The sequence below is a fragment of the Desulfothermobacter acidiphilus genome (assembly GCF_052073645.1).
GTDB lineage: Bacteria > Bacillota > Desulfotomaculia > Desulfotomaculales > Ammonificaceae > Desulfothermobacter > Desulfothermobacter acidiphilus.
The window spans coordinates 517,501-540,116 of record NZ_CM125440.1 but is presented as its reverse complement, the minus strand read 5'-3'; the positions used below and the strand labels follow the sequence as shown (position 1 = coordinate 540,116).

20 protein-coding genes, 1 tRNA gene and 2 rRNA genes (1 of these 23 running past the window's edge) are annotated in these 22,616 nt (G+C 58.0%); 2 read left to right on the top strand and 21 right to left on the bottom strand.

Annotated elements, in window-relative coordinates; genetic code table 11:
- Positions 1-12: 12 nt before the first annotated feature.
- The 6 genes from ACTLLP_RS02800 to ACTLLP_RS02775 form a co-directional block, all read right to left on the bottom strand.
- The gene (locus ACTLLP_RS02800) at positions 13-1,782 is read right to left on the bottom strand and encodes an adenylyl-sulfate reductase subunit alpha (RefSeq protein WP_441060527.1); all 1,770 of its coding nucleotides are present in this window, start codon (positions 1,780-1,782) and stop codon (positions 13-15) included.
- Positions 1,783-1,853: 71 nt separating this feature from the next.
- Entirely contained in the window at positions 1,854-2,603 is a 750-nt protein-coding gene (lgt, locus tag ACTLLP_RS02795) for a prolipoprotein diacylglyceryl transferase (RefSeq protein ID WP_441060525.1), read from the bottom strand.
- Complete coding sequence (locus tag ACTLLP_RS02790) at positions 2,603-3,088, bottom strand: MogA/MoaB family molybdenum cofactor biosynthesis protein (protein ID WP_441060522.1); 486 nt, start codon at positions 3,086-3,088, stop codon at positions 2,603-2,605. Before ACTLLP_RS02790 ends, lgt begins: the two co-directional genes overlap by 1 nt.
- On the bottom strand, positions 3,060-3,533 hold the full coding sequence (gene moaC, locus ACTLLP_RS02785) for a cyclic pyranopterin monophosphate synthase MoaC (protein ID WP_441061592.1): 474 nt from the start codon (positions 3,531-3,533) through the stop codon (positions 3,060-3,062). The genes ACTLLP_RS02790 and moaC overlap by 29 nt, the downstream gene beginning before the upstream one ends.
- Positions 3,534-3,544: 11 nt before the next feature.
- Complete coding sequence (locus ACTLLP_RS02780) at positions 3,545-5,488, bottom strand: molybdopterin biosynthesis protein (RefSeq protein ID WP_441060520.1); 1,944 nt, start codon at positions 5,486-5,488, stop codon at positions 3,545-3,547.
- Between the two features lie 13 nt (positions 5,489-5,501).
- Positions 5,502-6,710 carry a molybdopterin molybdotransferase MoeA gene (locus tag ACTLLP_RS02775; protein WP_441060518.1) on the bottom strand — a complete coding sequence of 403 codons (1,209 nt, stop codon included), beginning with the start codon at positions 6,708-6,710 and terminating at the stop codon, positions 5,502-5,504.
- A gap of 121 nt (positions 6,711-6,831) precedes the next feature.
- Here ACTLLP_RS02775 and ACTLLP_RS02770 point away from each other — a divergent pair, with 121 nt between their 5' ends.
- Complete coding sequence (locus ACTLLP_RS02770) at positions 6,832-8,007, top strand: VLRF1 family aeRF1-type release factor (RefSeq protein ID WP_441060516.1); 1,176 nt, start codon at positions 6,832-6,834, stop codon at positions 8,005-8,007.
- A 294-nt stretch (positions 8,008-8,301) separates the two neighbouring features.
- On the opposite strand, the gene ACTLLP_RS02765 is transcribed toward ACTLLP_RS02770, so the two are convergent.
- Positions 8,302-8,877, bottom strand: a complete 576-nt coding sequence (locus tag ACTLLP_RS02765) for a phosphatase PAP2 family protein (protein ID WP_441060514.1) — start codon at positions 8,875-8,877, stop codon at positions 8,302-8,304.
- Positions 8,878-9,016: 139 nt separating this feature from the next.
- On the opposite strand from ACTLLP_RS02765, the gene fbp reads away from it, so the two are divergent.
- On the top strand, positions 9,017-10,150 hold the full coding sequence (gene fbp / locus ACTLLP_RS02760) for a fructose-1,6-bisphosphate aldolase/phosphatase (RefSeq protein ID WP_441060512.1): 1,134 nt from the start codon (positions 9,017-9,019) through the stop codon (positions 10,148-10,150).
- Between the two features lie 31 nt (positions 10,151-10,181).
- Here the strand turns inward: fbp and efp are convergent, their stop codons facing one another.
- The 14 genes from efp to ACTLLP_RS02690 form a co-directional block, all read right to left on the bottom strand.
- The gene (gene efp, locus ACTLLP_RS02755) at positions 10,182-10,739 is read right to left on the bottom strand and encodes an elongation factor P (protein WP_441060510.1); all 558 of its coding nucleotides are present in this window, start codon (positions 10,737-10,739) and stop codon (positions 10,182-10,184) included.
- The gene (locus ACTLLP_RS02750) at positions 10,736-11,803 is read right to left on the bottom strand and encodes a M24 family metallopeptidase (protein ID WP_441060508.1); all 1,068 of its coding nucleotides are present in this window, start codon (positions 11,801-11,803) and stop codon (positions 10,736-10,738) included. Before ACTLLP_RS02750 ends, efp begins: the two co-directional genes overlap by 4 nt.
- Positions 11,804-11,817: 14 nt before the next feature.
- Positions 11,818-12,264 (bottom strand): type II 3-dehydroquinate dehydratase, encoded by a 447-nt coding sequence (aroQ, locus tag ACTLLP_RS02745; RefSeq protein WP_441060506.1) that lies wholly within the window; start codon positions 12,262-12,264, stop codon positions 11,818-11,820.
- A 12-nt stretch (positions 12,265-12,276) separates the two neighbouring features.
- A complete protein-coding gene (locus ACTLLP_RS02740; protein ID WP_441060504.1) occupies positions 12,277-13,614 on the bottom strand; it encodes a TldD/PmbA family protein in 1,338 nt (445 codons plus the stop codon).
- Positions 13,614-15,014 carry a TldD/PmbA family protein gene (locus tag ACTLLP_RS02735; RefSeq protein ID WP_441060502.1) on the bottom strand — a complete coding sequence of 467 codons (1,401 nt, stop codon included), beginning with the start codon at positions 15,012-15,014 and terminating at the stop codon, positions 13,614-13,616. The genes ACTLLP_RS02740 and ACTLLP_RS02735 overlap by 1 nt, the downstream gene beginning before the upstream one ends.
- 17 nt (positions 15,015-15,031) lie before the next feature.
- The gene (gene aroB / locus ACTLLP_RS02730; protein ID WP_441060500.1) at positions 15,032-16,120 is read right to left on the bottom strand and encodes a 3-dehydroquinate synthase; all 1,089 of its coding nucleotides are present in this window, start codon (positions 16,118-16,120) and stop codon (positions 15,032-15,034) included.
- Positions 16,101-16,628 (bottom strand): shikimate kinase, encoded by a 528-nt coding sequence (locus ACTLLP_RS02725; protein WP_441061589.1) that lies wholly within the window; start codon positions 16,626-16,628, stop codon positions 16,101-16,103. Before ACTLLP_RS02725 ends, aroB begins: the two co-directional genes overlap by 20 nt.
- 5 nt (positions 16,629-16,633) lie before the next feature.
- Positions 16,634-17,800, bottom strand: coding sequence for a chorismate synthase (gene aroC, locus ACTLLP_RS02720; RefSeq protein ID WP_441060498.1), 1,167 nt, complete (start codon positions 17,798-17,800; stop codon positions 16,634-16,636).
- Positions 17,793-18,683: a shikimate dehydrogenase gene (locus ACTLLP_RS02715; protein WP_441060496.1), complete on the bottom strand. Its 891-nt coding sequence runs from the start codon at positions 18,681-18,683 to the stop codon at positions 17,793-17,795. Before ACTLLP_RS02715 ends, aroC begins: the two co-directional genes overlap by 8 nt.
- Positions 18,674-19,246, bottom strand: a complete 573-nt coding sequence (locus tag ACTLLP_RS02710; RefSeq protein WP_441060494.1) for a YqeG family HAD IIIA-type phosphatase — start codon at positions 19,244-19,246, stop codon at positions 18,674-18,676. Before ACTLLP_RS02710 ends, ACTLLP_RS02715 begins: the two co-directional genes overlap by 10 nt.
- A gap of 6 nt (positions 19,247-19,252) precedes the next feature.
- Positions 19,253-20,287, bottom strand: coding sequence for a bifunctional molybdenum cofactor guanylyltransferase MobA/molybdopterin-guanine dinucleotide biosynthesis adaptor protein MobB (gene mobAB / locus ACTLLP_RS02705; RefSeq protein WP_441060492.1), 1,035 nt, complete (start codon positions 20,285-20,287; stop codon positions 19,253-19,255).
- A gap of 174 nt (positions 20,288-20,461) precedes the next feature.
- Positions 20,462-20,536 (bottom strand) — tRNA-Asn (locus ACTLLP_RS02700).
- Positions 20,537-20,550: 14 nt separating this feature from the next.
- Positions 20,551-20,667, bottom strand: a 5S ribosomal RNA gene (gene rrf / locus ACTLLP_RS02695).
- A gap of 49 nt (positions 20,668-20,716) precedes the next feature.
- Positions 20,717-22,616: ribosomal RNA gene (locus ACTLLP_RS02690) — 23S ribosomal RNA — on the bottom strand; it runs 1,129 nt beyond the window's last position.

Sequence of the window (22,616 nt, the reverse complement as noted above, 5' to 3'; positions counted from 1 at the left end):
CAGTTCACTCCTCTACACGGTCTCTCTGGTCCGGTCACCCGGTACGATTTGCTCATAAGGATACTTTTTAAAAACCAGCGTGTCCGTCTCTGGATGCCAGACCGAACAAATAAAACAGTCGTACTCGGCGTCGTTACGCTCGGGGTAATCAATCCGAGTGACCAGGCCCAAGTAACGCGTCTCTTTGCGATAACTGATGTGCTCGATCACCAACTGGCAACAGTCCAGACGGTTAATCACGTCCCAGGCCCTCTCCAACTCGAAAAGGTCGCGAGCCACTAAATAACGCAGTTGATCGCGGCGTAAGCGGACGAGGCGCTTCCTAGCTATTTCTAAATAAGGCTCACTTATGGTGAAATGGTGAATGCGCCCACCGCAGTAATCTTCCATTGTATTCTGCATGTAAGCTTCCATTTCCCGGGGTAGCACCCCTTGCACGGGTTTGCCATTAGTGAAGAATTCCTGTCTATGCCAGCGTTCCAGGGGCGCGAAAGTGCGCGTCTCCAGCTGAGCCACCAAAGCCGGGTCGAGTTCCGGCTCCGCTGATCTTCCTTCTAGCCATTGCACCATATGGCGTCCTGCTATGCGTCCGCAGGTCCAGCAGCCGGAAATGTAACGGGAAGGGGCCTGCCCTAGCGCTTCGCCGCTGGCGAAAAGGCCGGGGATGGTGGTCATCCGAGTAATGCCAATAGTCCAAGCCCCGCAACAGGCAGCATGTGCCCCCACTAGAAAGGGAGAGTCCGCCTCGATCTCAATGGGCTCACGAGCCGGGTCTATGTCGTGAGCCGCCCAGTAGAGTACGGTGGTGGGGGACATATCAAGATACTGCTCTCGCAAGCCTGCCATTTTTTCCGGATCGCCCCGCGTGGTATCCATGAAAATAGGGCCCCGCCCAGCCGCGATCTCCCGATAACACGCCCAGACCCGAACGGGGGTGGGAGCAGTGTGGCCGCCCATACGCACGTATTCTTCTTTCTCCAACATGAACACCTCGCCCATGGCGTTGACCATAGGAGCGTTTACCCCAATGGCCAAAGTCCCCGCAGGCGCATAGGTATCCTTTATGCGCAAAGGAATCATGCGGGTATCGAAACCGGTCATCTCGGCTCCGGCCCGTTTCATCATGGCGTAGCTGGCCCCGTTATTGAAAGGCACATACCACATGCGGTGATGGGCATCTCCCTCGTAGCGCGAGCGCCAAATCCCTGCCGCGCCGCCAGCAGTCATGAGCACCGCGCGAGCGCGAATCACGTAAAACCTGCCGTCCCGGACTCCAAAGCCCACCGCTCCCATGCAGCGCCCCTCCTGACACAAGAGCTCGGTGATGTAAACCCAGTTCAGCACCTGAGCTCCCGCCCGCTCCGCCATTTTGGCCGTCAAAGGTTTGAGCCAGCGGCCGTTGATCTCTATATTCCACTTGCCCCGGCGCAGATAGCGCCCCTGGTTGTCTTTCTTTATGGGCAGCCCTTGCCTTTCCATTAAAGCCACCGTTTCATTGAGTTCGTAGCCCACACTCAAAAGAATATCTTCTCGCACCGGGCCTCCCAAAAGGTCGTAGCGCACGTAGGCCACCCAATCCTCCGGAGTTCCCTGGTTAATATAAGCGTTGAGGGCGTTCTGACCAGCAGCCAACGAGCCGCTATGCCGCACGTTAGCTCGATCCGCTATGGTGATCCGCAGGTGGGAACCGGCCACTCTTCGGATCTCCCACGCGGCCAAGCATCCCGCCGTGCCGCCACCGATAATAAGGATATCGGTATCGATCTGCACCCGTTCGCGCATCCCGCTCTTCCTTTCAACCTTTTTGCTCGCAGATTAGCGGGAAGCAACGCTTAAAAGCAATGCCACTCGGGTCAAACGCCCGATTTCCTCCCCCAGCGGTGACGCCCAAGCAGCCATAGGATTAGCGTGGGAAACAATATGGCCAGGCTAGCCACTTGGCCGATATTTAGTCCCCAGAAGGCCGGCGGAGTGACCCGGAAAAACTCAAGGAAAAACCGATAAATGCAGTAAAGGGTGACATAAAAGAAAGCCAGCTCACCGGCAAAAGTCTCTTTGGTGCGCCACCGCCACAGAATAAGAAAAATAATCAAGCCCGCCAAAGAAGAATAAAGTTGAGTGGGATGACGAGGAACCCCGTCAAAAGGAAAGGCCACCGCCCAGGGGAGATTGGTGGGCTTGCCGTAACAGCAGCCGTTGAGAAAGCAACCGATCCTGGCTATGGGGTACCCGGCTGCCGCAGCTATGGCCACCAGGTCGGCAGCTGTACCGAAAGACAGTCGATAGCGTCGAGCCAGCCACCAGGCTACCGGTACCGCCAAAAACACTGCGCCGTAGAAGGTTAGTCCCCCATCCCAGATGAAGAAGATCTCTACGGGGTTAGGAGCGAAATGCGGCCAGTCTACTACGACGTAGGCCAGGCGAGCTCCTATCAGCCCAGCCACCACCACCCAGAAGGTAAGGGTGGGCATAAAATCGGGATCAACTCCTCGGCGTCGCGCCTCTTTCTGAGCCACCCAATACCCTACCAGCACCGCCAGCGCCAACATCACGCCGTAGCTATAGATGGTCAGGGGGCCTAGATGAAAAAGAATAGGATGCATTAGTGTTCACCACACTCCTTAGCCCGTCCGGTAAGGATATCCAGGCCATGCTCTAACACGGGAAGGATAGCCCCCAAACACTCACGTGCTCCCCGCATACTTCCTGGCAAATTTACGATCAACGCCTGCCCGCGGATGCCGGCCCGCGCCCGGCTGAGCAGGGAACGAGGAGAACGAGAAGCGGTTAGTAGCCGCATCCCTTCGGCCAAACCAGGAACTTCTTTCTCAATCACCGCCAACGTAGCCTCAGGGGTAACGTCACGCGAAGCCAGGCCCGTCCCTCCCGTGGTCAAGACCAAGTCAGCCACCGAAGCTAAATCGATCAAAGCCTGCTGGATCGCTTCGACTTCGTCGGCCACCACTCGGTAAGCCACCACCTCCCAGCCCTGAGAGTTCACCATTTCCCGGATGGCCGTAGCACTGCTATCTTCGCGCTCTCCGCGGGAAGCCTTGTCGCTAACGGTTAAAATAGCTACCCGATACATCCTCATCTTCTCCTTCCCGCCAAAAATCGCCGCTCTTACCGCCACTTTTAGCCACTAGGCGCAACTTACCTATCACCGCCAGCCTATCCACTCCTTTGACCATATCGTAAACGGTCAGAGCCGCCGCGGCCACCGCCGTCATGGCCTCCATTTCTACTCCGGTGCGATCTACTGCCGCAACCCGGGCCTCAATGAGCACCTTCCCCTTTTCCTGGTCCAGACCAAACTCTAACTCTATCGAAGTCAAGCGCACCGGGTGGCAAAGAGGTATGAGTTTGGGGGTGTTTTTAGCCGCCATTATCCCCGCCACCCGAGCCACAGCGAGCACGTCGCCCTTAGGCAAACTACCCTCTTCGATCATGGCTAGGGTAGTCGGGTTCACCCGCACCTCCCCCCGAGCCACCGCCCGGCGCAAGGTTTCCTCCTTCCCCGCCACTTGGATCATGCGCGCTTCGCTCAAATCCCGTTCTCCCCCTGCTGATAGATTACGCGGCCGCAATCACGTAAATCGTAACCACCCCGAGCCATTACCGCCTGTCTGAACTCGGGATGCGCCAGCACCGCTCGCAACCACTCTCCCACTTGCCCCCGCCAGTAGGGAAGAAGAAAACAAAGATCGTAACGCTCTTCGGCCACCGGTATGAAATCGCAACCCAAAGCCAGCGCCGCTGCCCGGATGCCCAAGCCCACATCGGCCACCCCGGAAAGCACCGCCGCCGCTACCGCAGTGTGGGTGTACTCTTCCCGATCGTAGCCCTGGATCTGACACGGATCGATGCCCTGCTGGCGCAGGTGGTAATCGAGTAACACCCGGGTACCGGCTCCCTTCTGGCGGTTTACCAGACGCACATCCTCCCGCACCAGGTCGCTAAAGTCCCGGATACCCTTGGGGTTCCCCGGCGCCACTATAAATCCCTGCTCCCGGTAAGCTAGATTGACCAGCACTACGGGCACGTCGGCCAGATAGCGCTTTAGGTAGGTCACGTTATACTCCCCCGTGGCCTCGTCCAAGAGGTGAGTGCCAGCCAGGTGAGCTTCCCCCCGCTTAAGCGCCATCAAACCTCCTAAACTGCCCACGTGCGCCGAGGAAAGCGAAGCGCGGGGGAAGAGGAGACGCAAATAATTGGCCATAATATCCAGAGCCAGGTCATGGCTCCCGATAACCACCACCGTGTTTTCGATCTCCTCCATTCGGCGCAGGAGCTCCACCGTCACCTCTTTACCGGCGTCGAACCCCTCGGAGAAGCGGGGAACACGTAAGATGCCATCGGCTCGCACCAAGGTGAGCAACATCCCAGCGCCTCTTCCCAAGGGAGTGGCCACCACCCGCTCTCCTATACGCCCCAGCTTAACCCGCACGAACTCCTCCACGCCCGCGGGCGAGACCACCCGCCGCGAGAGCACTGCAGTCACCCGATCCCGCACGGGAGTCTCCTGTCCACTATAGGCAGCCAAGAGGGAACGAAGGAAGAGTTCAGCCGCCAAAACCGCCGAAACCGGATAACCAGGTATCCCTAGCACCGGTTTCCCCTTCGCTTCCCCCAATACCACCGGTTTACCCGGCCTGATGGCCACGCCATGAGCGAATACCTCTCCCAAGCGTTCCAACACCGGAGCCGTGAAGTCCTCCCGTCCAGCCGAGGAACCAGCGTTTAGCACCACTATATTGCCCATTTCCAAACCCTGGCGCAAAGCCTCTTCCAAGCGATCCATGTCGTCGGGCACGATGGCCCACCGCAACGGTTCGCCTCCCCACTCCCGCACCAACTCGGCCAGCATGGGGGAATTAAAATCGATGATCCTCCCCGGTGGGAACTCAGAGGCACCAGGAGGCAACAACTCGTCTCCCGTGGGGATAATCACCACCCGGGGAATAGGGTGCACCAGCACTTCGTTCACGCCCCCGGCTAAAAGCGCTCCCACATCCACCGGCCGAATCCGGTGATTGGCGGGGACGATCATTTCGGTGGCCACGATGTCTTCCCCCACCACCCGAACATTTTGATAAGGAAAGACGGGTTTGACGACCTCGATGAACTCCGGGTGAGGCTGGTGCGCCTCCTCCACCATGATAACGGCGTCGGTGCCCGCAGGTAAAACATCGCCGGTATCCACGGGGAAAGCCTCCTCCCCCAGCCGCAACGAGCGCGGGTTCAGTTCGGAAGCGCCGAAAGTCAGCGCCGCTTTCACCGCATACCCGTCCATGGCCACCTGGTGGAAATGCGGATGAGAAAGGCGAGCGAAAACCGGGGCTGCCGTCACGCGCCCGCAAGCAGTTAAAACCGCCACGGCTTCCGGCGAGCGCCGCCCCGGAAACGCACCCTTAGAGCGAAGAAATTCCAGATAGCCATTTTGCGCCTCGGGTAAAGGCATCTCCTCCAAATAAACATTACGCTTCACAGCGTTACCCCCCTCACATCCAGCAGACGTCAACCCAATCTCCCGCCGCCACTCCTTCCGCATCCAGGGGGAGCCGTATGAGGGCCTGAGCGCGAGCCAGCCAGGCGATAAGGCCCGACTTGCCCAGCACCGGATAGGCCACTGTGACCCCTTCCTCCACCCCGATCTCCGCCGGTATAAAATCTTCCCTTCCAGGGGCCGACGCTAGGGAACGCTTCGAGCGAGCTCGGAGAAAGGAGGGGTGAGCGCGCTCCGGCTCCAACAAAGGGCGCACCAGAAAGCTAAAAACTATCAGAGCCGAGACCGGATGACCCGGGAGCCCTATCACTAATTTCCCGTCCACCGCCGCCCCTAGCGTGGGCTTGCCGGGTTTAACGGCCAGACCGTGAAACAAGATCTCGGCCCGGGGTAAAGCCGCGATAGCCTCTAAGGTTAAATCCCTCACCCCAACCGAACTCCCTCCGGCCAGGCACACACCATCGCATTCCTCCAGGGCCCGCTCTAGCGCCGCGCGAATATCCGGCAGCCGATCGGGAACCACACCATAACGCACCGCTTCTCCCCCCGCCTCTGCCACCGCCGCCGTTAGCGACCAGGTATTAACATCCCTCACCTGTCCCGAGCTCGGCACCTGCCCTACCGCTACAATCTCGTCCCCGGTGCCAATTACTCCAATCCGCCACGGCCGCAAAACCGGAACCCGCTCCCAGCCGCAGGCGGCCAAAAGACCCACATCGGCTGGTCGCAAACGGCGATAAGCGGGTAAAATGATCTTGCCCGCCGCCACGTCATCGCCTCGACGCACTACGTTCTCGCCTGGGGCTACCGGGCGGTAAATAGCCACCGTTTGGTCGTCCAGCTCCTCGGTGTACTCTACCATCACCACGGCATCGGCTCCAGCCGGCAACATTCCTCCCGTAGCTATACGCCAGGCCTCGCCGGGTAGGAGCTCCCGACTAGGTGGGTGCCCCATAAAAACTTCGCCGGCCAAGCAAAGGAGGGCCGGCAATCCTTCCGAAGCTCCAAAGGTGTCGGCGGCGCGGACCGCGTACCCATCCATGGTCGAGCGGTCAAATCCAGGAACATCTTCGCGATTTACCAGGTCTTGAGCTAGGACCCGCCCCCGTGCCTGAAGCAAGTCCACCTCCTCCACCCCCGGGGAGATCGCAGCGGCACGCAGCTTCTCCCTGGCTTCGGACAGTGTAAGCGTGGTGAATAGCAAATTATCCCCGCTCCCTACTTTATCCCGATTCTGCCAAGATAGTAGCACTCCCGGAGGCAAGCGTCAACCAGCAGGATCGGCCGCTGGGGATAGCGAATTCCCGTAAATGGGAGGTGAAAAAATGCAAGTCGATCGTGGGATCATCGCCCAACTTTTGGCCACCGAACGCGACGATATTCTCAGCATTTACTTGAACGTGGACCCTACACGGCCCGAAAACCAAACCAGCCCCCCAGCCTATCGCATCTGGCTCAAAAACGCCCTGGACCAACTCGAGGAGGAACTTTCTCCCTCTCTGCCCCGGGAGCGGCGGCTAGCCTTGCGCGAACTGCGGGAAGAAGTGCTTCACTACGTCAACACCTATCTCCCCCGGGGAAGAAGTCTCGTTCTTTTTGTAGCCGATGGCTTCCGGCAGGAACTCTCCTTGATGGCCCGAGTCAACGAAAATTATTTACACTATGGGCGACCCGACGTGACCCCGCTTCTATGGCTACTAGAAGAGTACGAACCAGTTGGCATTGTGCTGGCGGACAGTTTCCAGGCTCGTTTCCTCTCCGCCCACCTGGGCAAAGCCGCTGTCCGCGAAGAAGCGGAACTCACCCTAGACACCACCACCTGGCCGCGTTACGACTTGCGGGCACCCACGGCGCGGGGAGCCCATGGAGCTCATATAAAGGGCAGCAACGTGGACGCCTTCGAAGACCGATTGGCAGAAAAGGTGGCCGGCTTTTGGCGCGAGATAGCCGAGCGTATAACCAAGTGGGTGGAGGAAGAGAAGTTCAGCTACCTGCTCCTGGGGGGCGAAGACAAGGCTATAGCTGGGATTATGGACTACCTTCCTCCCGAAGTAGCGCGTAAGGTGGCCGACCGCTTGGTGGCTCCGCTTTACGAATCGGAGCACGAAATCCTTTTGCGCGCCAAGCCCCAATTGGCGGCCGCCGAACGCCGCAAAGAAGAAGAATTAACGCGTAAGGCCCTGGATGCCGCTTTAAGCGGTGGATTGGGAGCCGTAGGACCAGCGGAAGTGCTCAACACTTTGAGAGAAGGGCGGGTAAGGACCCTCATCATAACTTGGCCGGTAAAGGGAGAGGTCTTCTACTGCCGCGCTTGCAACTTCTTTTTCCCCGAAGAGAGGAGCCGCTGCCCTGCTTGCGGCGGCGAAGTAGTGAAGGGAGCTCTGCGCGAAATTATACCGCGCCTAGCCTTTCACCACCGGGCTGAGATAGAATTGGTAACTGGGGAACCAGCCCAGTCCCTGGCACCTTACGGGGGTATGGCCGCCCTCTTGCGCTACTAGAGTTTATCGCCCTCTCAACCCACAATTTAATGGTGAGAGTTCATCTAAGCCAAGCTAAGTACAGCTTGGCTTATTCTATCCAGACGCTCGTTGTGCCGGCAGGTCTCGCTCCCACCACCGTCTGGCCTTCCCGGCTTTGCTTCGTTCCCGCCCGTGCTCTGCACCCGCCTCGGGGCGCATGGTAGAAGGGACGAAAAGGCTCACACACTGCCGGGAGCCTTAAAGCGCCGCGGTGACCCAGCCAGAAAGCTTACCAGGACCTCTCACGCCCCCCGGCGGTTGAGCGCCAAAAAGCTACCCTCGCTCCAGCAGGTGCTGATAAAGCCTTACCGGCAAAGCCAAGCAACGGTCTAGAAGCGCCCAGCGCCGGCTGGTGAAGTCCACCGCCCAAGCAGCCAAACTGCCGATCACGGCTCCCCCCAGCACGTCCAGAGGATAATGAGCTCCTACATAAACCCGGGCAAAGGCCACCAGCACCGCCAAAGCCAATCCCAGCCAACGAGCTAGGCCACAGAAACTCAGAGCCAGAGCGAAGGAACCGGTAGCGTGATCGCTGGGAAAAGAAGCATCGCTCGTAGGTGGCACCAAAAGGTGGGTTGGCAAAGCGGTGAAAGGGCGGGGGCGATAAAAAGCCCAGCCGATGCATTGGTTGAACAACAGACCCAAAGCGGCCGCCAGCACCGCTTTCATCACCTGGTAGCGATCCGCTTCCTGCCCCTTCACCCATAGCAGCAGCAAATAGACGCCGAAGAACAAAGGGCCGAAGAGAGCAAGAACACGGAACACCTGATCGGCGACAAGATTCTTTCCCGCCAAACCGTTGATAAAAGTAAACGCCTGGGCATCCATGTGCAACAGAGTTTCCAGCATTCCTTTGATTCCCCCAGCACCCAAGGATATTTTTATTCTAGCACCGCAGCGGCAGGATTTTCAGGCGCATTTATAGAAAATTGCGAAAAGAAACAGTAGCCAAAGTGCTTTGACCCAAAATGAAGGAGGTTTAAAGGTAGTGGGCAAAAGAATCACGGTAACGGTTATCAAAGCCGACGTAGGGGGGTTTGTAGGCCACACCAGTGTGCACCCTGAGTTGCTGGAGAAAGCCAAGGGGGCTCTTTCTGGTTGCCCTTTGCTAATAGACTACCACGTAACTTACGTGGGCGATGACATCAACCTAATAATGACCCATGAACTGGGGCGCAATAACGGAGAAATTCACAAGTTGGCTTGGGATACCTTCGTGGCCTGCACCGAGGTGGCCAAGAAATTAAAGCTGTACGGGGCCGGGCAGGATCTTCTCTCCGACGCTTTCTCCGGCAATATCAAGGGGCTGGGCCCTGGCGTGGCCGAAATGGAAGTGGAAGAGAGAGAAAGCGAGCCGATCGTGATCTTCATGGCCGATAAAACCGAGCCGGGGGCTTGGAACCTGCCCCTTTACAAGATCTTTGCCGATCCTTTCAACACCATAGGTCTGGTCATCGATCCCAAGATGCACTCGGGCTTTGTATTCGAGGTCAGGGATCTTATCGAGAACAAAAAAATCATGTTCAACGCTCCGGAAGACATCTACGATATGCTGGTCTTTATTGGTGCCCCGGGACGCTACGCCATCAAACGAATATTCCACCGCGAGACGGGGCAAATCGCGGCCGTATCGAGCGTGCAGCGGCTTAACCTGATAGCTGGCCGGTACATCGGCAAGGATGATCCGGTATGCATCGTTCGTTGCCAAAGTGGCTATCCAGCCGTAGGTGAGGTGCTGGAACCCTTTGCTACCCCTCATCTGGTCTCAGGCTGGATGCGGGGCTCGCATAGCGGCCCGCTCATGCCGGTTGGGCTCAAGGACGCTCATCCTTGCCGCTTCGACGGACCGCCTCGGGTAGTAGCCCTAGGTTTTCAACTCGCTAATGGTAAACTGGTGGGACCGCGCGATCTTTTCGACGATCCCGCCTTCGATCGCGCCCGCGAAATGTCCAACCAAATAGCTGATTATCTGCGGCGGCTAGGGCCCTTTGAACCCCATCGCTTGCACCTAGACGAGATGGAGTACACCACTATGCCCATGGTTATGCAGAAACTCAAGGATCGCTTTATCGATTTGCGATTAGCCAAGGCGCAGAAAGCAAAAGAAAAAGGCGGGGCTTAACGCCCCGCTTTCTTACTTGTAGTTCGTGCCTCTAAACCCGCTTCAGATACTCTCCGGTGCGGGTATCCACCTGGATCACATCTCCCTCTTCGACGAAAAGCGGCACTTGAATGACCGCCCCCGTTTCCAATTTGGCCGGTTTAGAGCCGCCTGCGGCCGTGTCTCCCTTCACCCCTGGCGGCGTCTCCACCACCCGGAGATCCACCGTATTAGGGAGCTCCACCCCCAGCACTTTTCCTTGGTATAGAAGCAAGGAAATCTCCAGGTTTTCCTTGAGAAACTTCACGCCCTCCCCTAGATCCTTCTCGCTCAGCGCTGTCTGCTCGTAGCTCTCCATATCCATGAAGTAATAATTAGTCCCGTCGTTGTAAAGATATTGCGCCTGGCGCCGATCCAGATGAGCTCGGGGAACTTTTTCACCGGCGGGAAAGGTTCGCTCCACCACCGCACCGGTGCGCAGGTTACGCAGCTTAGTGCGTACGAAAGGAGAACCTTTTCCCGGTTTTACGTGTAGAAATTCGATTACCTGATAAACGTCGCCGTCTAGCTCAATGGTTAACCCGGTCTTGAACTCGTTGGTAGAAATCATGGTTTTCTCCTCCCGACTAACAAAAGTTCCTCTCGGGGGCTAAGATTCAGTCTCTCAGCCCCAGCTTCGGTTACCAAAAGCATGTCTTCAATACGTACCCCACCTTGCCCCGGCAGGTAAGCTCCCGGTTCCACGGTGACCACCATGCCTGGCTGCAATAGCATCTCCTCCTTTTCGCTCAAATGAGGGGCCTCGTGCACCGCCAGGCCCACACCGTGCCCGGTGCTGTGGGGAAAGATCTCCGGCGCGTAACCGTGAGCGGCTATAACCCTCCGGGCTGCACGATCCACCTCCCGAGCCGGCACTCCTGGTTTTACCATAGCGATGGCTGCCTGTTGTGCTTCGAGCACCGCCTGGTAAAGCCTTTGCTGCCAGGGAGCTACCTTTTCCACCACCACGGTACGGGTGAAATCGGAGCAGTAATGGCCCAGTTTGATTCCCACGTCTATTACTACCAGATCGCCGGGCTCAACCTGCTTGTTCGAAGCTATTCCATGGGGTAAGGCGGAGCGGCTGCCGGAAGCCACAATGAAGGGAAAGGCCACTCCATCCGCCCCTCGCTCTCGCAAATAAAATTCGAGTTTAAGCGCCCATTCCCTTTCGGTAATCCCGGCCCGAAGTTCGCTTAGGAGCACCTGCCATCCCATCTCGGTTAAAGCCAGAGCCTGTTTTATGATCTGGATTTCGTGGGGCTCCTTGTACAGCCGCAGCTTCTCCACCAGGTCCCGGCAGGGTAGCAATTGCACTTCGGGCAAGACCTGGCGCAGCGCCTCCCACTGCGACCAAGTTAAAACCTGCGACTCGGCTCCTAGCCGCTTAATTCCCCGCTTCCGAACCAGTTCAGCTACGCCTTCGGGAAAAACACGGGAACTTACCTCTAACTGCCAGTGTGGACATTCCTCCACGGCCTGCGAGGCGTAGCGGCCATCGGTGAGCAGTACGGCCGCCTCGGCATCCACGTAAAGGACTGCCGCTGATCCAGTGAAACCGCTTAAATAGAAGCGATTTTCTGCTCCCAATATCAGCAGCGCATCCAATTCAGCCGCTTCTAGCGCCTGGCGCAAGCGTTCTAGCCGACTTATCTTCGCTCCCCCCGTCTCTGAGCCAATAAACTTACCACGGCCAACAGCCCCAGCCGATAACTCTCGGCCCCAAAGCCACTTATTTGCCCAACCGCCACCGGCGCGATCACTGAGCGATGGCGAAACTCTTCGCGGGCGTAAAGGTTAGATAGGTGAACCTCCACCACTGGAGCGGAGAGAGCCGCCACCGCGTCGCGCAAAGCATAGCTGTAGTGGGTGAAGGCCCCGGGGTTGAACACCACCGCATCCGCATCACCTCGATGCAAGCGCTCGATCAACTCGCCTTCGTGATTCGACTGGAAGCACTCCACTTCCACCCCCAATTCCTCCCCCCAGGCTACCAGCCGTTGGTTGATCTCTTCCAAAGTCAGATTCCCGTAAACTTCGGGTTCCCGATTCCCTAAAAGGTTGAGATTGGGACCGTGTAACACCAGGACGCGCATCACCCATCACCCCTAATGGCCGCTAATGCTGAGCTCGCTTACCCGGAAAGTAGGCGCTCCCCGGCTGCCCAGAAAGCGCAAATCGCTAGCCACGCCGTCAATACGCTGCAAGAGCTCTTGAACATTGCCAGCCACCGTGACTCCTCGTACGGGGAACGCTAGCTCACCTTCTTTTATCCAGAAACCCACCGCACCCACCGAAAAGTCTCCAGAAATAGGGTTAGCCGTATGCATTCCCATGACCTCGGTGAGATAGAAGCCCTCCGGCAACTGACGAATCAATTCCTCCGGCGCTAGCTTTCCAGGCTGCAGGTAAAGATTAGTAGAACCTACTGTGGGCTGACCACGAAAACCGCTCCGCACGGCGTTACCGGTAGAGCTCCGTCCCTCCCGTGCCGCCGTCCGGGTATCGTAGAGAAAAGCCCGCAGAACCCCATCCTCGATGAGCACAGTAGTCTGAGTAGGTACTCCTTCCCCATCGAAAGGAGCGCTGCGAATTCCCCCGGGTAGCAGCCCGTTGTCCACCAACGTGACCTGAGTAGCAGCCACCTTTTGTTCCAGTTTACCAGCAAACAGGGAACGGCCCCGTTGCACCGCCTCCCCCGTCAGGGCCGGGGCCAGCAGGCCCACAAAATCCACCCCTACGTAGGGATCGAACACCACTGGAACTACCGCTGTCTTAACCCGCCGAGCTCCCAGAAGCCCCACTGCCCGGCGCGCCGCTTCCTGACCCAGTTCCTGCGGGTCCAGCTGGCGGAACCAGCGGCTGAACTTGAGAGCGTAGCCGGTTTCACTTTGTTCCCCCGCCACTGCCGCCAAGCTAACGTAGAGGCCGCAAACGGTACCACGGTAACTCCCCTCGATCCCCCGAGAACTGGCCAGTGCCACCTCGGTGCGCTCCTCTTGGTAAGTAGCTGTCTCCACAATCTTGACCCGAGCGTCAAAGTTCAGAGCCGCTTCTTCCATGGACCGGGCCAAGGCGATCTTTTCCTCCAACGGGATCTCGGCTAGCGTCTCATCCCAGAGTTCCGGAGCCACGCAAGGAGGAGCGGGAGCAGGCAACAAATTGTAGGGATCGGAAGCCGCTAGACGGCAAGCATCCACCGCTCGCCGCACCGTCTTTCTAACCCCCTCCGCAGAAAAACCGGTAAGGTAGGAGAAACCGAAGCGCTTGTCCCCTAGCACCCTAACCCCTAGACCGGTCTCCTCCGCTTGCTCCAACGTCTCCACTTGGCCGTGGCGTACCTCGATCTGCAGGGCCGTGCTGGACAGAGCGAAAGCCTCCACTTCCTCCGCCCCTGCCCTCTTGCCTTCGAGCACCGCTGCTTCCACTACCTCCAGCAACCCCATCAACTTTTACCTCCTCGCCGCTCAGCTAGGCCTCCCACAACGAGTTTGGGGATTAGAAGAGTGGGCTGGGCGTCGGACACCGGCACTCCCTGGCCGTCTTTACCGCAAGTTCCCACCGTAAAACCCAGATCGCGCCCCACCATAGCCACCTGGCGCAAGACCTCCGGTCCGTTACCGGTGATAGTAGCTCCCCGCACCATCGGCCCCACCTCTCCGTCACGGATCAAATATCCCTCCGCCACTTCAAAAACAAAATCGCCGTTGGCGGTATTGACCTGCCCCCCACCCATCTTCCGCACTAGTAGCCCTTCCTTAACCTCGCGGATGATGGCTTCCGGATCCCATTCTCCTGGAGCAATGTAAGTGTTAGCCATACGAGGAATAGGTTTGTGCTGATACGATTCTCGCCGACCGTGCCCGTTAGAACTTCTTCCCTCCTTAAGAGCGGTTCGCCGATCGTAAAGGTACTCCTTAAGTACCCCCCGCTCGATTAGAACCACCGGGCGAGCCTTCACTCCTTCGTCATCGTAACGGTAAGACCCGTACTTTCCGGGCAAGGTGGCATCATCTATCACCGTGACAGCCTCGGCCGCCACCTGCTCCCCCATTCGGTCTTTATAAACCGATAAGCCCTTTTGCACCAAATCAGCTTCCAAACCGTGACCGCAAGCCTCGTGCACCATGGTTCCCCCAGCCTCTCCCGCCAGTACCACCGGCATTTCTCCCGCCGGTGCCGGCGGTGCCTGCACCAGAGCCGCAGCCCGCCGCGCTGCCACCTGCGCCAGTTGCTCTGGGGGGGTACTGTCCAGGGCCTGGGTAAAATCGGCCGTGCTCCCCAGAGCTTCAAAGCCGGTCTGGATAACTCCCCCTTCGGCCGCAATGGCATTAACTGTTAAACGTAGGCGGCAACGCTGATCCTCCACCAGATCCCCAGTGCTGGTAGCCATGACTACTTCTTGACGCACGTCGCCGTAACTCACCAGCACCTGCTTTACCAGCGGAGAAAATTCCCGCGCCGCCCGGTCGGCCCTCTGTACCACTTCCACCTTAGCATCCAGAGGAATGTCTTCGGAGCAGGCAAGCCCCTCCGCTTCCCGCCGGAGCTCAGCCAAGTCCGTCGCCTTGCCATGCGCCACCGCACGGGAAACCTGCTCCGCCAGATGCAGCAGTCCTTGATAGCTGCAATCGTTGGAGTAAGCATAGACAGTGTTCTCACCCTGCAAAACTCTGACACCTACCCCGTTATCCACTCCCACGTGCACCCGCTCCACCCGGCGATCTTCCAAGGTGACCAAAGTGCTCTGACGCTCCTCCAGATAAATGTCAGCGTAATCCCCTCCTCGCGCCAGAGCTCTGGCCAGCACCTCTTCCAGCCAAGAACGCTCCCAGCGTAAAAACACGCGCCTCCCCGCCTCCCTTATGCCTGATTAGACAGAATTTCCAGCAGCAACTCCAAGGGCACATCCTCTTTCAAGAGCACTTCCCCCAAACGTCGAGGCAGAACCCAAACTATCCTCCCTCCCCGCACCTTCTTGTCGCGCTGCATAAACTGCACCAGCGCCTCCGGATCGAGATCGGGCGGGACAGAGGTAGGTAACCCAATCGTCTGAAGCAAGCCCAGCAGCCGCTCTTCTTCCTCCTGGCTAAAACCCAAACCCAGCCGTCGAGCCAACCTAGCGGCCACCGCCATGCCTATGGCCACCGCTTCCCCGTGGGCGAAGCGTGAATAATTGGTTATAGATTCTAGAGCGTGTCCCACCGTATGCCCGAAATTGAGAATGGCCCGCTTACCCGTCTCCTGCTCATCAGCCGCCACCACTTCCGCTTTAATCGCGCAGGAAGTGGCCACAGCGTGGATAAGGGCTTCCGATTCCAAGGACAGCACGGGCTCCACCCACTCCTCCAACCAGGCGAAAAAGGCTGCGTCCCGAATCACCCCGTACTTCACCACTTCGGCCAGCCCAGAGGCCAATTCCCTCCCGGGCAAGGAGGCGAGAACGCTAACGTCGGCTATCACCATACGCGGCTGGTAGAAAGCTCCAACGAGATTTTTACCTTGAGGGTGATTGATGCCTACTTTCCCGCCCACGCTGGCATCCACTTGAGCCAATAGAGTGGTGGGCACCTGGCCCCACGCTATCCCGCGCATGAAAGTAGCCGCCACAAAACCAGCAACATCGCCCACCACTCCGCCACCAAAAGCTAGAATGGCGTCGCCTCGTTCCAGCCTACCGGACACCGCTCGATCGTAAAGCTGAGCCGCAGTGGTCAGGTTCTTATGCTCTTCGCCGTCCGGTATCTCAGCCAATAGCACTTCCCAGCCCGCTGCTCGCAGCCCTTCCAGCAAAATGGTGCCGTAAAGCCCAAGCACCGTAGGATTGCTAATTACCATGAGGCGACGGCCGGGAAGATGCTGCCGCGCCCGCTCGCCTACTTGGGGCAATAGTCCTTCTCCCACATAAATAGGATAACTTCTAGCTCCCAGTTCAACCCTGACCGTTCTCATGCAAATATCTATTCTCCTTAAGATACTGGTAAATTAGCTGCGCCGACTCCTCAGGGCTTTGCTTGCCGGTGTCCACGGAAAATTCGGCTATATCGTAAGCTCCCTCCCGCTCTCGGAGCAGGGTCAATACCCGTTCCCGGAGATCTCCCCGACCTATCAGCGGGCGCTCGCGGCGCTTCCCCTTCAAGCGCGCAACAACGATTTCAGGGTCGGCGTAAAGCTTGATGAACACTCCCTTTTGCCCTAGCAGCGCCACATTTTCAGGGTCCAGCACCATTCCTCCCCCGGTAGCAATGACCAGCCGTTCCCGGTCAGCCAAGCGCCGACAAAGCAGATTTTCCTCCGAGCGGAACCTGATCTCTCCATTTTCGGCAAAGAGCCTGGCAATCGACTTTCCGGTAAGACGTTCTATCTCCGCATCGGTATCGACGAACTCCCAACCCAACAGCCGGGCCAACCTCTTACCCACAGCTGTCTTCCCCGTGCCCATAAAACCAATGAGAACCACGTTCTTCAACGTTCCCCCCGCCTTATCCTGGTTTTGTACCGCAAGAAGCTCTCCTTGATCTCGGCCATGGTATCGCCGCCAAATTTCTCTAGACAGGCCGATGCTATTTCCCACGCTACTACCGCCTCCCCAATGACGCAGGCCGAAGGCACTGCGCAAATGTCGGCCCGCTCATAGGCCGCCGTTACTGCCTCCTTGGTGAACATATCGACACTACGCAGGGGTTTCCTTAAAGTGGGGATGGGCTTCATTGCCGCCCGCACCACCAGCGGTTCCCCATTGGTCACCCCTCCCTCCAAACCACCTGCCCGGTTGGTTACCCGGTAGTAACCCTGAACAGGGGAATAAAAGATCTCATCATGGGCCTTGGAACCTGGCAGCGCCGCCAGACCAAAGCCACCTCCTACTTCTACACCCTTGATGCCAGGGATACTCATCAGGGCCCGAGCTAAATTACCATCCAGGCGCCGGTCCCAATGCACATAACTACCCAGCCCAGGAGGAACACCATAAACCCTGATCTCGAAGACTCCCCCCAAAGTATCGCCTGCCTGCTCCGCCCGCTGGATCGCTTCCACCATGTCTGTAGAAGCCCCCGGATCGGGACAATAAACCGGAGAAGCGTCCGCTTGGCTGCGGATCTCCTCAGGTGTTCCTTCGGCTGGCGTAGCTTTAATCTCCCCGATTTGAATCACCTGACCAGCCAAGCCAATGCCCAATTCCTCCAGCAAACGGCGGGCTACTGTTCCCGCCGCCACCCGGGCCACCGTTTCTCTGGCACTGGCCCGCTCTAATACGTTACGCAGATCGTAAAAGGCGTACTTGAGCGCCCCAGCCAGATCAGCATGGCCCGGACGGGGACGGGTGATCACGCGCTCGTCGAGACTGGCTTCTAACCCGGGATTCATCACCTCCCGCCAGTTTTCCCAATCCCGGTTAGCAATTCTCATGCCTATGGGAGAACCTAGTGTAAAGCCGCCGCGGATGCCACTGATAATTTCCACCCGGTCTCTTTCTAGACGCTGGCGTGGTCCGCGACCAAAACCTCCTTGCCGGCGCTCTAGTTGCCGGTCAATGTAATCGGCGGTCAACCAAAGACCAGCTGGCATTCCTTCTACTATGGTAAGCAACGCTTGCCCGTGCGATTCCCCCGCTGTGAGGTATCTAAGCATTTTTCTCTCCTCCCCGTGCCACTCCCAATACTTCCTCCAGCGCCGCCCGCATCACCTCTAATGGAGCCTCCATCCCCGTCCACCGGGCAAAAGCTCGAGCTCCCTGGTAGAGCAGCATCCCTAAACCGTTGAGAGTGCGTGCTCCCTGCACTCGAGCCAGGGCGAGAAAGCGCGTCTCAATAGGCTTATAAACTAAATCCACCACCAACTGCCCCGGACGGAAAGCCTCCGGGCCAACCGGAGGTACATCCCATTCGCGAGGGTGCATTCCTAGAGTGGTGGTCTGCACCACCAAATCCGCTGCCCGCAGCAACTCTATCCCCTTGGCTGGAAGATCATCCCAAGCCAAAGCCCGGGCCCTGACTCCCGTACCGGCCTTTAGATAAGCTGCCAATTCAACAGCCCGGTTAAGTGTGCGGTTAAAAAAAAGCAGTTCTTCCGCCCCGGCCAGAGCCAAAGCCGCTCCCACCGCTTTAGCAGCCCCCCCGGCCCCCAATACGGCTACCCTCTTCTTCGCGGGGACAAAGCCCGCCTCCTGCAACGCGTCAAGAAAACCAGGCGCGTCCGTGTTAATGCCCCAGAGCTCCCCGTCCCGGTTAAGCACCGTGTTAACCGCTCCGATGAACTGGGCCTCCTCTTCCAAACGATCTAGATGAGGCAAAACTGCCTCCTTATGGGGTACAGTCACATTCACCCCTACCAGTCCCAGAGCCCTGATCCCTTCTATCGCCTGGGAAAGCTCGTCCGGCCGCACCCGGAAAGGCACGTAAATAAAGTTCAAACCCAAAGCGCGAAAAGCAGCGTTATGCATCCGCGGTGACAAGCTATGAGCCACCGGATCGCCCACGATACCCACCACCTTGGTATTACCATCTACCGCCAACCCGCTCCTCCTCTCGAGCAATAACCAGGTTTGGCCTCCGTCTCTTCCGTCACCTTCCACTGAATGACTCTGGGGCGCACCCAGCGCCACAGCAAGCGCTCCAGCGGGCGAACAAGCCAGCGGGTAACAATAAAATCAGGACCGCGTAAAGAAGGTACCAGAATAGTGTAGAGACCCAGCAGGTTCCCTCCCAGAACATCGGTAAAAAGTTGATCTCCCACGATAGCTGTCTCCTCCGGCCTGGTGCCCAGGAGCTCCAGAGCTCGGCGAAAAGCCCAAGGGAAAGGCTTGACCGCCCGAAAAACAGCCGGTATCCCCAATTTCTCTATCACCCTGGCACCTTGACCATGCGTGTTATTAGAAACCACACAAAGCTTAAACCCCTGAGATTTTAGAGTCTCTACCCACGTCTTAACCTCGGGGTCCACCAGATCACTACCCCGAGGAACCAGAGTATTGTCTAAATCCAACAGCAGAGCTTTAATCCCTTTCCGGCGTAACTCCTCGGGAGCAATAGAAAGCAGGGAAACCGCATAGACCTTAGGTGCAAATAAATCCAGCAAGCGCCCTTACCTCCGCCTAAGATACTTTTCAACCAGCAAATCCACCACCCGCTGCCGCTCTTCGGCTGCAAAGCCAGAGGGCAGACGCATCAGCACCTCTCCCAGCACTTCTCCCTCCCCTATAACGATCCGGGGGAGGGGAAGCGATTTATAGCCCTCCACTAGAATGATATCGACTTCACCCGGTAATAAACCGAAAACCCGATAAGGAGCGGGTTCTTCTCCGTCACTCCGAAAATAAAAAAGACCTCCCGGCCCGGCCAGCACCGTGACCACCGCTCCGGCCTCAGCCAAGAGAGCGGTATCCTTACCTGGTTGATCCGCCAGCCGATGACGGGTGTGCTTCACCACCGCCACCCGGTATCCGCTAGCCTTTAAATCCTGAACTACTCCGGCCAGCAAGGTGGTCTTGCCGCTACCCGAGGGCCCTGCAATCCCCACCACCGGCAGGTTCAGAGGCAAACCGGCGCGTCCTAAACAAGTCTCATACTCCCAATTAAGATTAAAAAATACCTGGCTCCAATTTGGCGAGATAGCAGCCAGATTTACCTCGGTGAGATAACGCACCTTCACTTCCCCAATAAAGCTCACTACCCTCCGGCGCCCCGAGCGCAAATAACGGGTGGCCAACTCTAAGCAACTGCGCCGATAGGCGGCATAAAGCGGCTCCAGGCGCCCTCCAACGCAGGGAATGGCAGCGTCGAAGCCCTGTAGATACTCAACGATCCCTCTCGCCAGACGAGCGTCGATGAAAGGCAGATCGCAAGCAGACACAAAAATTGCCTCCCGCGAAGCGTATAGCAACCCTGCGTGAATACCAGCCAAGGGCCCCGCTCCCAGAAAAACATCGGACACCACCCTATCAGCCCATCCCTGGTAGAGCTCCGGGTCACCCACGATAATTACTTCAGGGAAAACCTCACGTAGCACCCGCACCACGCGGGCAACCATAGGCTCCCCTTCCCATTCGAGCAGGGCCTTATTCTTCCTCATACGTGAACTCTTGCCACCAGCCAAGACCACTCCGGTAGCCTCTACCATCGATCTCGCCCTTTTCTCTGGTGATAGGATCGCGTAAGGTGTCCACGCTGGAAATTGTACAGCAGAAAACGGCCGGAGGCAAGCTTACCCAGGTTCTATGCTTCCGCAGCCAAAAATAAAACGTTCGAGAAAAACCAAAAGCCTGCGTTTTTCTCGCAGGCTTGGTTTAGCATTTGGCTCCGCGAGCAGGATTCGAACCTGCAACCATCCGGTTAACAGCCGGACGCTCTACCGTTGAGCTATCGCGGATCGTATAAATAAGTCCCCGGCGGCGTCCTACTCTCCCACCCCGTCTCCAGGGCAGTACCATCGGCGCTGGAGGGCTTAACTTCCGTGTTCGGAATGGGTACGGGTGTTTCCCCTCCGCTATGGCCACCGGGAACCTTCTTCCCTCGCTCCCTCAAAACTGCATAGTGTCAGAGTAGGCTTCAGATCAAGCCCTCGACCTATTAGTACCGGTCAGCTCAACCGGTTACCCGGCTTACACCTCCGGCCTATCTACCTGGTAGTCTACCAGGGGTCTTACCCGGCTTTTACACCGGCAGGAAACCTCATCTCGGGGCAGGCTTCGCGCTTAGATGCTTTCAGCGCTTATCCCTCCCAGGCATGGCTACCCAGCTATGCCCCTGGCGGGACAACTGGTACACCAGCGGCCTGTCCATCCCGGTCCTCTCGTACTAGGGATGGACCCCCTCAAGTTTCCTACGCCTGCGGTGGATAGGGACCGAACTGTCTCACGACGTTCTGAACCCAGCTCACGTACCGCTTTAATGGGCGAACAGCCCAACCCTTGGGACCCGCTTCAGCCCCAGGATGCGATGAGCCGACATCGAGGTGCCGAACCTCCCCGTCGATGTGAACTCTTGGGGGAGACCAGCCTGTTATCCCCGGGGTAGCTTTTATCCGTTGAGCGATGGCCCTTCCACTCGGTACCACCGGATCACTAGGCCCTGCTTTCGCACCTGCTCGACCCGTCGGTCTCACAGTCAAGCTCCCTTCTGCCCTTGCACTCAACGCGCGATTTCCAACCGCGCTGAGGGAACCTTTGGGCGCCTCCGTTACCTTTTAGGAGGCGACCGCCCCAGTCAAACTGCCCACCTGACAATGTCCCCAGACCGGCTCCACGGCCTATGGTTAGAACCCCAGTGCCCTAAGGGTGGTATCCCACCGCCGGCTCCACCTGAGCTGGCGCCCAGGCTTCTCCGCCTCCCACCTATCCTGTACATAGAACACCAAAGTCCAATGCCAGGCTACAGTAAAGCTCCACGGGGTCTTTCTGTCCCACCGCAGGTAGCCAGCGTCTTTACTGGCACCTCAATTTCACCGGGCCCCTCGTCGAGACAGCGCCCAGGTCGTTACGCCTTTCGTGCAGGTCGGAACTTACCCGACAAGGAATTTCGCTACCTTAGGACCGTTATAGTTACGGCCGCCGTTCACCGGGGCTTAGGTTCGAAGCTTCGCGAGTCTCCTCGCTAACCTCTCCCCTTAACCTTCCGGCACTGGGCAGGCGTCAGCCCCTATACCTCCTCTTTCGAGTTGAGCAGGGACCTGTGTTTTTGGTAAACAGTCGCCTGGGCCCGCTCTCTGCGACCCCCACAGGCTTACGGCGCTTAAGCCTTAACCCGCAAGGGCACCCCTTCTCCCGAAGTTACAGGGTCAATTTGCCGAGTTCCTTAACGAGGGTTCTCCCGCGCGCCTTAGGATTCTCTCCCCGCCTACCTGTGTCGGTTTGCGGTACGGGCACCGGCCGGGTCTTGGTCGCTTAGAGGCTTTTCTCGGCAGCGGGGGATCGGCTGCTTCGGTACTTAGCTTTCCCTCCCCATCACCTCTCGGGCTCTACGCGGGACGGATTTGCCTGCCCCGCACCCTACTGGCTTGGACGCGCCTTTCCATCCGCGCGCTCAGCCTACCCTTCTGCGTCACCCCTTCGCCCCCAACCGGTGGCAGAGGATTATCCACCCCTTATCCATCACCTACGCCTTTCGGCCTCGGCTTAGGTCCCGGCTAACCCTGGGCGGACGAGCCTTCCCCAGGAATCCTTAGGCTTACGGCGGGCAGGATTCTCACCTGCCTTATCGCTTACTCATGCCGGCATTCTCACTTCTCTTAGCTCCACCGCTCCTCTCGGTACGGCTTCGACGCTAAAAGAACGCTCCCCTACCCAGCGCAAACTCTTCATCTACGCTGCCGCAGCTTCGGTGGCGGGCTTGAGCCCCCTTACATTTTCGGCGCAGGGTCGCTTGACCAGTGAGCTATTACGCACTCTTTAAATGATGGCTGCTTCTAAGCCAACATCCTGGCTGTCTGGGCAACCCCACATCCTTCCCCA